General features: G+C 65.5%; 13 protein-coding genes. 5 read left to right on the top strand and 8 right to left on the bottom strand.

Annotated elements, in window-relative coordinates:
* The 6 genes from EN742_RS07745 to puuE form a co-directional block, all read right to left on the bottom strand.
* Positions 1 to 487 (bottom strand): ABC transporter substrate-binding protein (locus EN742_RS07745; RefSeq protein WP_128332621.1); only part of this gene is annotated, 487 nt, incomplete at its 3' end.
* A 149-nt stretch (positions 488 to 636) separates the two neighbouring features.
* Complete coding sequence (locus EN742_RS07740; RefSeq protein ID WP_127405042.1) at positions 637 to 2622, bottom strand: CocE/NonD family hydrolase; 1986 nt, start codon at positions 2620 to 2622, stop codon at positions 637 to 639.
* A gap of 71 nt (positions 2623 to 2693) precedes the next feature.
* Positions 2694 to 3287 (bottom strand): nucleoside deaminase, encoded by a 594-nt coding sequence (locus tag EN742_RS07735; RefSeq protein ID WP_127405041.1) that lies wholly within the window; start codon positions 3285 to 3287, stop codon positions 2694 to 2696.
* Positions 3288 to 3306: 19 nt separating this feature from the next.
* Complete coding sequence (locus tag EN742_RS07730; RefSeq protein ID WP_127405040.1) at positions 3307 to 3798, bottom strand: ureidoglycolate lyase; 492 nt, start codon at positions 3796 to 3798, stop codon at positions 3307 to 3309.
* Positions 3795 to 4658, bottom strand: coding sequence for a bifunctional allantoicase/(S)-ureidoglycine aminohydrolase (locus EN742_RS07725; protein WP_126056969.1), 864 nt, complete (start codon positions 4656 to 4658; stop codon positions 3795 to 3797). The genes EN742_RS07730 and EN742_RS07725 overlap by 4 nt, the downstream gene beginning before the upstream one ends.
* A 68-nt stretch (positions 4659 to 4726) precedes the next feature.
* Complete coding sequence (puuE, locus tag EN742_RS07720; protein WP_127405038.1) at positions 4727 to 6151, bottom strand: allantoinase PuuE; 1425 nt, start codon at positions 6149 to 6151, stop codon at positions 4727 to 4729.
* 194 nt (positions 6152 to 6345) lie between these two features.
* Here puuE and uraH point away from each other — a divergent pair, with 194 nt between their 5' ends.
* The 5 genes from uraH to EN742_RS07695 all read left to right on the top strand — a co-directional run bounded on the left by uraH (position 6346) and on the right by EN742_RS07695 (position 12484).
* On the top strand, positions 6346 to 6720 hold the full coding sequence (gene uraH / locus EN742_RS07715; protein ID WP_126056971.1) for a hydroxyisourate hydrolase: 375 nt from the start codon (positions 6346 to 6348) through the stop codon (positions 6718 to 6720).
* Positions 6721 to 6723: 3 nt separating this feature from the next.
* Positions 6724 to 8205, top strand: coding sequence for a xanthine dehydrogenase small subunit (gene xdhA, locus EN742_RS07710; RefSeq protein WP_126056972.1), 1482 nt, complete (start codon positions 6724 to 6726; stop codon positions 8203 to 8205).
* Complete coding sequence (gene xdhB / locus EN742_RS07705; protein ID WP_128332620.1) at positions 8205 to 10547, top strand: xanthine dehydrogenase molybdopterin binding subunit; 2343 nt, start codon at positions 8205 to 8207, stop codon at positions 10545 to 10547. Before xdhA ends, xdhB begins: the two co-directional genes overlap by 1 nt.
* A 62-nt stretch (positions 10548 to 10609) precedes the next feature.
* The gene (gene xdhC / locus EN742_RS07700) at positions 10610 to 11512 is read left to right on the top strand and encodes a xanthine dehydrogenase accessory protein XdhC (RefSeq protein ID WP_127406630.1); all 903 of its coding nucleotides are present in this window, start codon (positions 10610 to 10612) and stop codon (positions 11510 to 11512) included.
* Between the two features lie 135 nt (positions 11513 to 11647).
* Complete coding sequence (locus tag EN742_RS07695) at positions 11648 to 12484, top strand: PhzF family phenazine biosynthesis protein (protein ID WP_127406631.1); 837 nt, start codon at positions 11648 to 11650, stop codon at positions 12482 to 12484.
* Here the strand turns inward: EN742_RS07695 and EN742_RS07690 are convergent.
* Both EN742_RS07690 and EN742_RS07685 read right to left on the bottom strand, forming a co-directional pair.
* Complete coding sequence (locus EN742_RS07690) at positions 12481 to 13701, bottom strand: LLM class flavin-dependent oxidoreductase (RefSeq protein ID WP_128332619.1); 1221 nt, start codon at positions 13699 to 13701, stop codon at positions 12481 to 12483. The two genes, EN742_RS07695 and EN742_RS07690, sit on opposite strands and share 4 nt — an antisense overlap.
* Positions 13698 to 14645 (bottom strand): LLM class flavin-dependent oxidoreductase, encoded by a 948-nt coding sequence (locus EN742_RS07685; RefSeq protein ID WP_128332618.1) that lies wholly within the window; start codon positions 14643 to 14645, stop codon positions 13698 to 13700. Before EN742_RS07685 ends, EN742_RS07690 begins: the two co-directional genes overlap by 4 nt.
* Between the last annotated feature and the right edge of the window lie 16 nt (positions 14646 to 14661).

Below are 14661 nucleotides of genomic sequence, written 5' to 3'. Positions count from 1 at the left end.
TGATGCTCTCAATGCCCTTCATGTAGCCGAGCGCGCCGGACTTCGACTTCTCGTCCGAATGGCGCTCGAGCGTGGCGGCGACGTCCTCGGCGGTCACGGTCTTGCCGTTGTGGAATTCGACGCCGTCGCGGATCTTCAGCGTCCAGACCTTGGCATCGTCGGACGAGCCGATCTCCTCGGCGATGCGGTTCTCGAGCTTGCCCTCGGGCGACAGCTCGACGATCATTTCGCCCCAGCACTTGCCGAAGGCGAACGGCACCTGCGTCATCATCAGCGCGGGATCGAGGCTGTTGGTGGATTCACCGCCGACGAGGCCGGCCTTCAGCGTGCCACCTTTGACCGGGCCGGCAGCGCGCGCGGCGCTCGACAGCAGCGAGTTGGCGAAGGGCGCGGTGATGCCTAGCGCGGCGGCGCGGCCGAGAAAGTCGCGACGGCTGAGCTTGCCGGCGGCGACACGACGGCTGAGATAGTCCAATTCGTTAGACATTGCAGGTTCCTCACTCTGATGGTTCGACCGTACGGTCGTTTCTTGTTTCTTGTGAGGATAATGAGCGCAACGGAAAGGTGTAAGCAAGACCGAAAGCGACATGCCGTGGCGTAAATGGCGCGTCGCAATTGGACCAATCCTGCCAGCCCTCAAACGAGGGCGCGCGGAACCGTCTGTTCGAAGTCACGTTGGAAGACGAGGTTTTCGCCCTCATAGGCCTCGATTCTGGCGCTGAGCACGAAGTTCCGCGCGTCGGAGCGCATCTCGGCGAAGATTTCGGTGCGCACCGACCATCCATTTCGCGACAAGGTCTGCGTCCAGTGGGTTTTTCCCGAGGCTGACAGCGGATCGTCGGGATGGATCGCCCAGATCTCCCTGACGATGCTGCCATTGGCGAGGCCATGCGCGAGGTCGCGCACCTCGCCGAAATCATCCGTTATGGAGAGCGTGACGATGCCGGTCCTTTCGTTGCGGTCGACATGGCGCTCGGAATTGGCGGGGCGGATGGTCTCCGTCCGCCAGGGCGTGGCGCCCTCGGGAGTGGGAAAAGCGGTTTCGCCGCCTTTGGCCAACGGGCGGAGCGGCAGCTTGAGCGTGGCCTTCGACAGATCGAGGCGGACCGGCTCCGGCGAGGGCCAGATCATCGGCCAATAGGCATTCGAGACGGCGACCCGCAGCTTGTGGCCGGCCGGCACGCGGTAGGCGCACTGGTCGAGCACGACCCGCGCCGAGACGGTCTCGCCGGGTACCAGCGCCTCGGGGAATTCGTGCGAGCCGCGATGGGTTAGATTAAGCACGCCGTAGGAGATCAGTTCCGAGGCGCCGTCGGGGTGCACATCGCAGAGCCTGACGGCGATGTTGGCCTGAGGCCGGTCCGAGGCGACGCGGACCAGCAGCTCCGGCGCGCCGAGAATGTCGATCGCCTGGTCAAGCACCGGCTGGTCGAAACACACCGACAGCGCATCGTCGGGGCGCTGGTCGCCCGGCAATTCGGGGCCGAAGGTGAAGGGAAAGTATTCGCCGCCGGCGAGCCCACAGTTCTGTGGCGTGGCGACGATGGCCGGTTTGGCGCCTTCCGGGATCAGTTCGATCGCCTCCGCCCTGATGCTTGACGACGGCCATTCCTGCTCCGCAACCCAGCGGCCCGGCCGCTCCGGGTGCCAGCGTGCCGGGCGCACGCTGTCCATCACATAGGCGCGATAGGCTGGGTCGGTGTCGACGCCGGTCTCGGCGCCCTTCAGCCAGCGGTCCCACCAGCGCAGGGCCTCCTGCAGGAAGCCGATGGCTGGCCTGGGTCCCGCGTAGTGCGGGTATTTGTGGATCCACGGGCCGACGATGCCCTTGACCGGCGCCTCGATGTTGGTGACGAGATGCGAGATGGTGTTGCGATAGCCGTCATGCCAGCCGCCGACCGACAGCACGGCCGCATGAACAGCCGAAAAATCCTCGCAGATCGAGCCGCGCTTCCAGTAGGCGTCGCGGTGCTGGTGGCTGAGCCAGAGCGGCGCCAGGAACGGCTGGTTCTCAAGCCGGCTGAGCCACAAATCGCGCCAGCGGTTGCCACCGGCGATCAGCGGATCCGGCGGCCGCGACGAATAGGACAGCATCGTCGAGGCCCAGCCGAAATTCTCGATCAGCAGGCAGCCGCCCTTGTAATGGATGTCGTCGGCATAGCGGTCGACGGTCGAGCATAGACTGATCACCGCCTTCAGCGCCGGCGGCTGCTTGGCGGCGACCTGCAGGCAGTTGAAGCCGCCCCAGGAGATGCCCATCATGCCGACATTGCCGTTGCACCAGGGCTGGGCAGCCGCCCAGGCGATGACGTCGCAGGCATCCTGCAATTCCTGCTCGGAATATTCGTCGTCCATCAGCCCTTCGGAATCGCCGTTGCCGCGCATGTCGACGCGGATCGAGGCGTAGCCGTGGCCGGCGAAATAGGGATGCGTCAGCTGATCGCGGAAGATGGTGCCGTCGCGCTTGCGATAGGGCAGGTGCTCGAGGATCGCCGGCACCGGATCGTTGCCGGCATCTTCCGGCATCCACACCCGCGCCGACAGCCGGCAGCCATCTGGCATGACAATGCCCATATCGGGAAATTCGACGACCTTGCGGGGAAATTCGGTGACGGTTTTCATGGGCGAGCACATGATGGAGCCGGCGCCGCCGCGTCATGGGCCAGCCGGCGAAATCGGCTGGTCAATCCGCGTCAGTTCAACGGAATGTCGTTGTCTGCCTTGCTTTCCTGATAGGCGCCGGACAGCTCCTCGTAGCGTGCGGAAATCTTGCCGATGCGCGCTTCCAGCCGCTGGCGCTCGGCCTCCGGCAGCGCCCGCGCCAGCCGGCGGATGGAAAAGCTCTTCCAATAGGCGTTCTCGGCATTGTAGCCGCCGGGATCGAGGGTGAAGACCTCCTTCAGGATCTTCAGGTCATGCGGGATGGCGAAGCTGTCGCGCGAATCTTCGTGGCTGAAGAGGTAGTAGAAATTGTCGAAGCCGGTCCAGGTGATGGCCGACAGGCAGAGCGAGCAGGGTTCGTGGGTGGCGAGAAAGATCGCGTCGCTGGTGTCGACGCGCTCGGCCTTCGGCATTTCGTAAAACCGCTTCAGGCAATGCACTTCGCCGTGCCAAAGCGGGTTTTCGATCTCGTTGTTGGTCTCGGCCAGCACCAGCGAGCGGTCATCCTTCCTCAGGATCGCGGCGCCGAACAGCTTGTTGCCATGCGCAACGCCCTCGGCCGTCTTCGGCACGATGTCGTGCTCGATGACGTCAAGCAGGCGGTCGATCAGTGAAATGTCGGTCATGACGGGTAATCTCGGGCGTTCAGGGAAGGTGGATCTCGTAAGAGTGCGAGAAATGGCACTCCTCGAGGTTGGAGCCGTCGCCGCCGCGGTCGACGATCAGGAAGTCCTGCGCCTCGCCGATCGGCGTCAGCACGCCGTGCCAGAGGTTGCGGCGGTAGTTGATGCCCTGGCCGGGCGCGGTGATGAAGGCGTGCGGCTCGCCTGGGCCATCCTTGCCGTCAGGACAGACGACGACCAGGAATCGGCTTGGAGACAGCGGAATGAACGCCTGGCTGCCGAAGGGATGGCGCTCGACCATGGTCAGCTTGAGCGGCATCTCATAGGGCGTGCCGCGGACCATGGAGATCAGCACGCGCGCATTGGGCCCGGTCGCCTCCGCGGTGGCGAGATCATGGTAGCGCTCGGCCTTGCCGCCATTGATCGGGTAGTGATTGGCGCCGCCCATGTCGATGACGTCGCCGAACGGGGCGAAGTTTTCGCGCGTCAGCGGCCGGGCAACGATGCGGGTCACCGAGCCCGCCCCGCTATGCCGGCGCCGCCGAGCTTGGCGTGCCGATTGACGTCCTTGTAGAGCAAATAGCGGAAATTGCCCGGGCCGCCGGCATAGCAGGCCTGCGGGCAAAACGCGCGCAGCCACATGAAGTCGCCGGCCTCGACCTCCACCCAGTCCTGGTTGAGGCGGTAGACCGCTTTGCCTTCGAGCACATAGAGCCCATGCTCCATCACATGCGTCTCGGCGAAGGGGATGACCGCGCCCGGCTCCAGGGTGACGATGGTGACATGCATGTCGTGGCGCAGGTCGGCGGGGTCGACGAAGCGCGTCGTCGCCCAGCGACCTTCCGTGCCGGGCATCGGGCTCGGCGCGATGTCCTGCTCGTTGGCGAAGAAGGCCGGCGGCGTGTCGAGGCCATCCACCGCCTCATAGGCCTTGCGCACCCAGTGGAAGCGGACGGCGGCAGCGCTTTCGTTGCGCACCGTCCAGCCACTGGCCGGCGGCAGGAAGGCAAAGCCGCCTGGGCGAAGCGCATGCTTCTCGCCGGCAAGCGAAACGCTGAGTTCGCCCTCGACGACGAACAGCACGCCCTCGGCGCCGGCATCCGGCTCCGGCCGCTCGCTGCCGCCACCGGGCTCGACCTCGACGATGTATTGCGAGAAGGTCTCAGCAAAGCCCGACAGCGGCCGCGCGATGATCCAGACCCTGGTCTTGTCCCAGAACGGCAGCGCGCTGGTGACGATGTCCTGCATCACGCCCTTGGGGATGACGGCGTAGGCCTCGGTGAAGACGGCGCGACCGGTGAGCAGCTCGCTCTGGCCGGGATGGCCGCCATGCGGTGCGTAGTAGGTGCGCTCGGGCGTCTTGATCATGTCCATAGTCCTGATCCTCAGAGCAAATCCAGTGTGTGACGGTCTTTCGTCCGGAGTTGCGTAAAACCAAACATTTAGAGCGGCAGCATGTCTTTCAGCCGAAGCAGCGCGATGCGCTCGACCTGTTTGCAGGCGGTTTCGAACTCGGTGGCGCGGCTGTTGCCGATGCGCCGCTCGAACTCCGCCAGGATATGGTCCTTGCTCTTGCCCTTGACCGCGATGATGAAGGGGAAGCCGAAAGTGGTGACGTAGGCGGCGTTGAGCTTGGAGAACAGCTCGCGTTCCTTGTCGGTCAGCGCGTCGAGTCCGGCGGAGGCCTGCTCCCTGGCCGATTCCGCCGTCAGCCGCCTGGCCTTCGCCAGCTTGCCGGCAAGGTCGGGATGGGCGTTGAGCACGGACAGCCGCTCAGCCTCGGTTGCGGCGCGGAAGACGCGGCAGAGCGCATTGTGCACGCCGCCGGCGCTGTCATGCGCCGGGCCGAGTTCCAGCTCATAGGCGCGCTCGGCGACCCATGGCGAATGCTCGAACACGCTGCCGAAGGCATGGACGAAGGCCTCGAACTCCATCCTCGACGGACGCAGCGCCGGCGCCTGGTAAGGATGCGTCTCGCGCCAGTGGCTGGCGATGTCGATGCGCCGCGCCAGCCAGACCCGGTCGTGCGATTTCACATAATCAACGAAGCGCTTGAGCGCCGCGACGCGACCCGGCCGGCCGACCAGCCGGCAATGCAGTCCGATGTTCATCATACGCGGCCGGCCGGCCTTGCCCTCGGCATAGAGCGTGTCGAAACTGTCCTTCAGATAAGCGAAGAACTGGTCGCCGGAGTTGAAGCCTTGAGGCGTGGCGAAGCGCATGTCATTGGCGTCGAGCGTGTAGGGGATGACGAGTTGCGGTTTGTCCACCCCGCCGCGATCGAACCAGTAGGGCAACTCGTCGTCATAGGTATCGGAGACGTAGTCGAAGCCGCCCTCCTCGGCGACCAGCCGCACCGTATTGATCGAAGTGCGGCCGGTGTACCAGCCGGTCGGCCGAGCGCCGGTCACCTCGTAATGCAGCCGGATCGCCTCTTCGAGGTCTCGCTTCTCGTCCTCGGGCGAATGATCGCGGTAGTCGATCCATTTCAGCCCGTGCGAGGCGATCTCCCAGCCGGCCTGCTGCATGGCCGCCACCTGGTCGGGCGAGCGCGCCAGCGCCGTGGCGACGCCGTAGCAGGTCACCGGCACTAGAGCTTCAGTGAACAGGCGGTGGAGCCTCCAGAAGCCGGCGCGGGCGCCATATTCGTAGATCGATTCCATATTCCAGTGGCGCTGGCCGAGCCAGGGGGCAGCGCCGACGATCTCCGACAGGAAGGCTTCCGAAGCCTTGTCGCCGTGCAGCACGCAGTTCTCGCCGCCTTCCTCGTAATTGACGACGAACTGCACCGCGACATGCGCGCCGCCAGGCCATTTCGGGTCCGGCGGATTGGCCCCGTAACCGCGCATGTCCCGTTCGTAACGCATCGTCACTCCTGCCCGACTGTTGAGATGAAGATATCGAAAGGAGTGCTCGTGCATTCCCCCGAAAATTTTTGAAAGTGCTTTTTGTCGCGCTCCGCTCGACCGGGACTTATGCATCGCCTTTAATTGGCGCACAATTGACCAGAAGACGTTCGACTGTACCGGCCAATCGGCCGTACTAGAAATGGGAGACGGCAGTGGCAGAAACGTCGAAAGCCGATGGCGGGCGCCTGACGACCCATGTGCTGGATACTGCCACCGGCAGGCCGGCCAAGGGCCTGTCGATCGAGCTTTTCCGTATCGAGCGCCAGGCGCGCACGCATCTGAAGACGGTGGTCACCAATGATGACGGCCGCTGCGATGCGCCGCTGCTTGTCGGCGCGGACTTCCGCACCGGCGAATACGAGCTGGTGTTCGCCGCCGGCGACTATCTGCGCGGGCAAGGGACGAGCCTGCCCGAGCCGGCCTTCCTCGACATCGTGCCGATCCGCTTCGGCATGGCGGAAGAACGCCACTACCATGTGCCGCTGCTGATCTCGCCCTATGGCTATTCGACCTATCGGGGGAGCTGAGACATGGCCAAGGTCAAGACCCGAAACGAAATCCGCTTCATTCTCAATGGCGAGGATGTCGCGCTGGTCGATGTCGCGCCCGATGCGACACTGCTCGACTGGCTGCGGCTCAATCGGACGCTGCGCGGCACCAAGGAAGGCTGCGCCGAGGGCGACTGTGGCGCCTGCACGGTGCTGGTCGGAAGGCTTTCGGCCGGCAAGCTGATCTATGAAGGCGTCAACGCCTGCATCCGCTTCCTCGGCTCGCTCGACGGCACGCACGTCGTGACCGTGGAGCATTTGCGCGGCGACGGCGAAAAATTGCATCCGGTGCAGCAGGCGATGGTCGACTTCCACGGCTCGCAATGCGGCTTCTGCACGCCAGGCTTCGTCATGTCGCTCTACGCGCTGTGGATGCGCTCGCCCGACCCGTCGGACGCGGCGATCGAGAAGGCGCTGCAGGGCAATCTCTGCCGCTGCACCGGCTATGAGGCGATCATGCGCGCGGCGCGTGCCATCTCCAGCTACGGCAAGGCGGCGAAGGACCCGCTGGCGGCGGAGCGCAAGGCGATCACGGCAAGGCTCGCGGCGATGAAGGACGGCGCGCGCGTCGAGATCGGCTCGGGCAAGGCGCGGCTGATCGTGCCGGCCAATGCGGACGATCTGGCCAAGCTGCTCGACAAGGAGCCGAGTGCGACACTGGTCGCCGGCTCCACCGATGTCGGCCTCTGGGTGACCAAGCATATGCGCGAGATCGCGCCGGCGGTCTTCATCGGCAATCTCGACGGGCTGTGCGCGATATCCGAGGACAAGGGCGTGATCTCGATCGGCGCCGGCGTTACCTACTCGGACGCCTTCGCGATGCTGTCGAAGCGGATACCGGCGCTCGGTCCGCTGTTCGACCGTATCGGCGGCGAGCAGGTGCGCAACATGGGCACGATCGGCGGCAACATCGCCAATGGCTCGCCGATCGGCGACACGCCGCCGCCGCTGATCGCGCTCGGCGCGCGGCTGACGCTGCGGCGCGGCAACAAGCGGCGCACCATCCCGCTCGAGACCTTCTTCATCGCCTACGGCAAGCAGGACCGGCGGCCGGGCGAATTCGTCGAGGCCGTGCATGTGCCGGTGCCGGCCAAGGCGACAAAGTTTGCCGTCTACAAGATCACCAAGCGCCGCGACGAGGACATCACCGCCGCCCTCGGCGCGTTCCATCTCGCCCTGACCAAGGACGGCACCGTCACCGACATCCGCATCGCCTATGGCGGCATGGCGGCGACGCCGAAGCGGGCTTTTGCCGTCGAGAAGGCGCTGCTCGGCAAGGCCTGGACGGAGGAAACCGTGGAGACCGCGATGGCCGAATACGCCAGCGATTTCACGCCGCTGACCGACATGCGGGCAAGCGCCGAATATCGGGCGCTGGCGGCGAAGAACCTTCTGCTGCGCTTCTTTGTCGAGACCACCGGCACCAGGGCGCCGCTCCAGGTCTCACGCTACGAGGCCGCCTGATGACCAAGCACGTCCCCAACCTGAAGGCGCAGAAGATCAAGGGCGGCGTCGCCAGCGATCAGCGCCACGATTCGGCGCACAAGCATGTCAGCGGCACGGCGGTCTATATCGACGACATGCCGGAGCCGGCCGGCACCCTGCATGGCTGCCTCGGCCTTTCGGCGGCAACGCATGCCACCATCACCAGGATGGACCTTTCGGCGGTGCGCGCGGCGCCCGGCGTCGTCGACGTGCTGACGGCAAAGGATGTGCCCGGCGAGAACGACATCTCGCCGACCGGCCGCCATGACGAACCGGTGCTGGCGGACGGCAAGGTCGAGTTCTACGGCCAGCCGATCTTCTGCGTCATCGCCGAGACGCGCGAACAGGCGCGCCGCGCCACCCGGCTGGCCAAGGTCGAATACAAGCAATTGCCCTTCGTCACCGACATCGGCGAGCTAAACCCAAGGAAGGACAAGCTCGTCACGCCACCGCTGACGCTAAGGCGCGGCGACGCGGCGGCGGCGATCAAGGCGGCGCCGCGCAAGCTCAACGGAAAGATGCGCGTCGGCGGCCAGGAGCATTTCTACCTGGAAGGCCACATCGCCATGGCCATCCCCGGCGAAGACGAGGACGTCACCATCTATTCCTCGACCCAGCATCCGAGCGAAGTCCAGCATATGGTGAGCCACGCGCTGGGGGTGCCGAGCAACGCCATCACGGTGGAAATCCGCCGCATGGGCGGCGGCTTCGGCGGCAAGGAAACACAGGGCAACCAGTTTGCCGCGCTCGCCGCAATCGCAGCGAAACGGCACCACCGGGCGGTGAAAATCAGGCCCGACCGCGACGACGACATGATCGCCACCGGCAAGCGCCACGACTTCCTCATCGACTACGAGGTCGGCTTCGACGATGATGGCAACATACTCGGCGTCGACTTCATGTTCGCGGCGCGCTGCGGCTTCTCCTCGGACCTGTCGGGCCCGGTGACCGACCGCGCGCTGTTCCACTGCGACAACACCTATTTCTGGCCGGCGGTGCATGCGCAGTCGGCGCCGCTTTACACCAACACGGTGTCGAACACCGCTTTCCGCGGTTTCGGCGGGCCGCAAGGCATGGTCGGCGCTGAGCGCGTCATCGACGAGGTCGCCTTTGCCCTCGGCAAGGATCCGCTCGAGATCCGCAAGAAGAATTTCTACGGCACCAGTGACCGCAACATCACGCCTTACCACCAGACGGTCGAGGACAACATCATCCACCGCATCATCGCCGAGCTGGAGGCGAGCTCGAACTATGAGCGGCGCCGGCGCGAGATCAGCGCCTTCAACGCCAACAGCCGCTTCATCAAACGCGGCCTGGCGCTGACGCCGGTCAAGTTCGGCATCTCGTTTACCGCCACACACTACAACCAGGCGGGCGCGCTGGTGCATGTCTACACCGACGGCTCGGTGCATCTGAACCATGGCGGCACCGAGATGGGGCAAGGGCTCTACCTCAAGGTGGCGCAAGTGGTGGCGGAAGAGTTCCAGATCGACCTCGACCAGGTGAAGATCACCGCCACCACCACGGGCAAGGTGCCGAACACGTCGGCGACCGCGGCGTCGTCCGGCTCCGACCTCAACGGCATGGCGGCGCAGAACGGCGCCCGCCAGATCAAGGACCGGCTGACCAACTTCGCCGCCGAAAAATACCAGGTGCCGCGCGACCAGGTGCTGTTCCTGCCCAACCGCGTGCGCATCGGCAATCAGGAGATCGCCTTCGCCGATCTGGTCAAGCAGGCCTATATGGCGCGCATCCAGCTCTCGGCTGCGGGCTTCTACAAGACGCCGAAGATTCACTGGAACCGCGACAAGGGCGAAGGCCGGCCATTCTATTACTTCGCCTATGGCGCCTCGTGCTCGGAGGTGTCGGTCGACACGCTGACCGGTGAATATGTGGTCGAGCGCACCGACATCCTGCACGAGACCGGCCGCTCGCTGAACCGCGCCATCGACCTCGGCCAGATCGAGGGTGGCTTCATCCAGGGCATGGGCTGGCTGACCACCGAGGAACTCTGGTGGGACGAAAAAGGGCGGCTGCGCACCCATGCGCCGTCGACCTACAAGATCCCGCTGGCGTCGGACCGGCCGAAGATCTTCAACGTCACGCTGGCCGACTGGCCGGAGGCGCACGAGCCGACCGTGCATCGCTCCAAGGCGGTCGGTGAGCCGCCCTTCCCGCTCGGCATGTCGGTGCTGCACGCGCTGTCGGACGCGGTGGCGAGCGTCGCCGACCACAGGATCTGCCCGCGCCTCGACGCGCCGGCGACGCCAGAGCGGGTGCTGATGGCGATCGAACGGCTGAAAGCCGCAAGACCGGCTTGAACTGGGCCAAAGGTGCAATTCGGGCCGAAAAACTCTATATTTCCGTATCGGGAATGCAGACGATGAACTCGAAAGTGCAAAGCCTGAAGGATTTTCTCGGCCAAGCCGGCCGGGCCGCGCTGGTCGAGGTCGCGGCAACCAAGGGCTCGACGCCGCGCGAGACCGGCGCCTTCATGCTGGTCTCGGCCTCGGCGATTTACGGCACGATCGGCGGCGGCCAGCTCGAATATATGGCGATCGACAAGGCGCGGCAGATGCTGGGCGGGCGGACGCCATCGCGATCTGCCACCGATGAGGCTCGGATCGAGGTGGACGAAGTCTGCGCCACGCTCGACGTTCCGCTCGGGCCCGAGATCGGCCAGTGCTGCGGCGGGCGCGTCGAGGTGCTGATCCGCCCGGTCGATGGGGCACTCGAACAAGAGCTGATCGCCAAAGCCGAGGTCGAGGAGGCGCACCTACCATATGTCTATGTCTTCGGCGGCGGTCATGTCGGCCAGGCGCTGGCGTCGGCGTTGGCGCTGCTGCCCATCCATGCCGTCGTCGTCGAGACGCGCGCCGAAGCGCTCGAAGGGATGCCGGAAACGGTCGAGACGAGGCTGACGCCGATGCCTGAGGCCATCGTGCGCGAGGCACATGCCGGAGCCGCCTTTGCGATCCTCACCCACGACCATGCGCTCGATTTCCTGATCGTCGCCGAGGCGCTGAAGCGCGGCGACGCCGCCTATGTCGGCATGATCGGCTCCAGGACCAAGAAGGCGACGTTCAAGAGCTGGTTCCTGAAGTCGACCGATGGCAGCGAGGCGGAATTCAACCGCCTGGTCTCGCCGATCGGCGGCAATGCGGTGAAGGACAAGCGGCCGCCGGTGATCGCGGCACTTGCCGCCGCTGAGATCATGACGGCGCTGGTCTCGCATGCCACTGAGGCGACTGCCTCAAGCACGTCCGAGAAGGCGATGGCCGACTGAGGTCAGTCGCCAGGCGCCGGCGGCGACGCTGCTGGGATATGACCTCCGCTCACAGCTGCTCGTCGCTTTCTTCATTTCCCAAATCGTTCCGGAAAGTGTTTTCTGCGCGCCTCACAGGCACGAGGCGGACCCCTGATGGACGTATTGAGAATTGCGGCGTTTTCGGATGGCGACACCGGCGGCAACCCGGCCGGTGTGGTGATCGGCGATGCTTTACCAAATGCCATCGAAATGCAGCGCGTCGCGGCCGAGGTCGGCTTTTCGGAAACAGCCTTTGCGGCGCCGGAAGGCGATGGCTGGCGGGTCCGCTATTTCTCTCCGGAAAGCGAAGTGCCGTTCTGCGGCCATGCCACGATTGCGCTTGGTGCTGCGCTGGTGCGGGAGTTCGGCGACGGGATTTTTGCGCTGACCCTCAATCAGGCGAAAATCACCGTCGAGGGGTTTCGTGACGGCGCCAACATCGTCGCGGCGTTGCAGTCTCCCCCGACGCGCAGCAGATCGGCCCCGCCAGAGCTTGTCACCGAAACGCTGGCGCTGTTCGGCTACAGGACAGAGGATCTCGATCTGGCCATTCCGCCGGCTTTGATCCATGGCGGCGCCGATCATCTGGTGCTGGCGCTGAAGTCACGCGAGGCGCTGGCTGCAATGGCCTATAACCTGAAGCGCGGGCAGGCGCTGATGCGGCGCGAAGGGCTGGTGACGATCCTGCTCGCCTTTGCCGAGACACCCAGACTCTTCCACACGCGCAACCCGTTCGCGTCGGGCGGCGTCTACGAGGATCCCGCGACAGGAGCTTCGTCCGCCGCCTTCGCCGGCTATCTGCGCAACCTCGGCTGGCCGCATGGCGGCGCGATCGACATCGTGCAGGGCGAGGACATGGGCATGCGCTCAAGGCTGCATGCCGACATTCCGTCTCAGCCAGGCAGCTCGATCAGGGTATCCGGGACGGCTCGCCTGATGGACGCCGGCTAAGCAGCTGATGCCGGCCCTTTCAGGCCGAGGTGCTCGCGCAAGGTGCGGCCTTCGTATTCCGTACGGAACAGGCCGCGCCGCTGCAGCTCCGGCACGACCAGGGCGCAGAAGGCGTCGAGCTCGCCGGGGAACCAGGACGGCATGACGTTGAAGCCGTCGGCGGCGCCGCCTTCGAAGCGCGCCTGCAATTCGCCGGCGAAATGGCGGGCAAGCTGGCGGATGGAAAGGCCGTCGCGGCGCGACTGCTCGACGACCAGCGCCTGCCGGCTCTTCATGCCCTCACTCTCCGGCAGTTCCGGCAGCGGCCCGTCGATCGGATAGCGCCAGAGGTCGGAAATGCTGAGATAGCTGGAGAGCAGCGCCACGCCGACCTCGTCCGGGATCAGCTCCTGCAATTCCTCATGCTTTGCCCGGGCTTCCGGCTCGGTCGCCGCGACGACCGGCGCGACGCCGGGCATGATCTTGACGTCGCCCGACGTGCGCCCATAGGCAGCGAGCCGGCCCTTGACGTCGTCATAGAAGGCCTTCGCCTCCTCAAACGTCTGGGCCGCGCTGAACACGACATCGGCGGTCCTGGCAGCGAGGGCCTTGCCGTCCTCCGAGGCTCCGGCCTGCACCATGACCGGCGCGCCCTGCGGCGAACGCGGCAGGTCGAGCGCGTCCCTGACGGAAAAGCTCTGGCCGTCATGATTGAGGCCGCCACTGCCGGCGCCACGCCACAGACCTGCGACCACAGCGGCGAATTCCCGGGCGCGTTCATAGCGGTCGGCATGCGAACGCAGGCCCATCGAGCCGAAATTGGCGGCTTCGATATTGCTTGCCGAAGTGACCAGGTTCCAGCCGGCGCGGCCGCCGCTCAGCTGGTCGAGCGAGGCAAAGGTGCGCGCCAGCCCGTAGGGCTCGTTGTAGCTGGTCGAAGCTGTCGAGACGAGGCCGATGCGCCCGGTCTGCACGGCGATCGCCGAAAGCAGGCTGATCGGCTCGAAACCGATCGAGCGCGAGGTCTGGCTGGCGATGCCGACATTGGCCTCGCGCAGGCCGGCGGCATCCTCGCAGAAGATCATGTCGAGCTTCGCCGCTTCGGCCGTGCGGGCGAGTTGTATGTAGTGGCCGATGTCGATGCCCGCGGTGACATGCGCCTTTGGATGGCGCCAGGCGGCGATGTGGTGGCCTGTCGCCCACAGGGACAGGCCGAGCTTCATCTGCCGCGGGCTCATGGTTTGCCTCCCGCCTCGAGTCCGAGATGCTGGCGCAACGTCGCTTCGGCACGTGCGGATTGAGCCAGGCCGCGACGCTGCAACTCCGGCAGCACGCGATCGGCAAAGGCCTCAAGTGAAGGAAGATCAGCCGGCAAAGCAAAATTGAGGCCGTCGCAGCCGTTCGAGTCGAACCCCGCTTCGAGCCTTTCGGCGGCCACGGTCACAAACACCTTAAGTGTTTCCGGCTTGCGCCCAGCAGCAAGCGCCCGTCGTTTCAGGTCGTCGCCGGCCACACCCGCCGACGGTTGCTCGTCCAGCAGGACGACGTCGGCGACGCGGGTGGCGAAGTCGAGGTCGGCCTCGGACAGGCCGGACATGACCAGCACCGGCGTGCCCTGCGGCGAGCGCGCCACGTTGAGCGGCCCGCGCACCGAAAAGAACTCGCCCTTGTGGTCAAGCAGGTGCATCTTCTGCGGATCGTGGAAGCGGCCGCCGGACTTGTCGAACAGCAGCGCATCGGCGTCCCAGCCCCTCCACAGGCCTTGCACGATGCCGATGAATTCTTCGGCGCGGCGGCGGAAATCACCTTCGGAAAACCCTTCCGGCCGGCTGAAATTGGCGGCCTGGCGCGGATCCTGGACCATCGTCGCGTTCCAGCCGATACGGCCGTGGCTGATGATGTCGAGGGAAGCAAAGCGACGCGCCAGATTGTAGGGCTGGTGCGCGAGCGTCGAGGCCCCGGCGACGAGCCCGATCCTTTCGGTCAGCGTCGCGAGCGCCGCCAGCAGCGTCGTTGCCTCGAACGGGCTGGTTGATCGAGCGCCGTTGGCTGCGGTATCGGAAACGACGACCATGTCGACCCCTGCCGCCTCCGCTTTCCGCACGAAGCCGGCTATGCGGCGGAAGTCCAGGCCGGCCTGTCCGTCGGTGGCAGCAATGTCGAGCGAAATGGCGAGATGCATGACGCGAACCTAAGTC

The organism is Mesorhizobium sp. M4A.F.Ca.ET.020.02.1.1 (assembly GCF_004022645.1).
In the GTDB taxonomy this organism is placed as follows: domain Bacteria; phylum Pseudomonadota; class Alphaproteobacteria; order Rhizobiales; family Rhizobiaceae; genus Mesorhizobium.
This window is presented reverse-complemented; position numbering and strand designations above follow the sequence as displayed.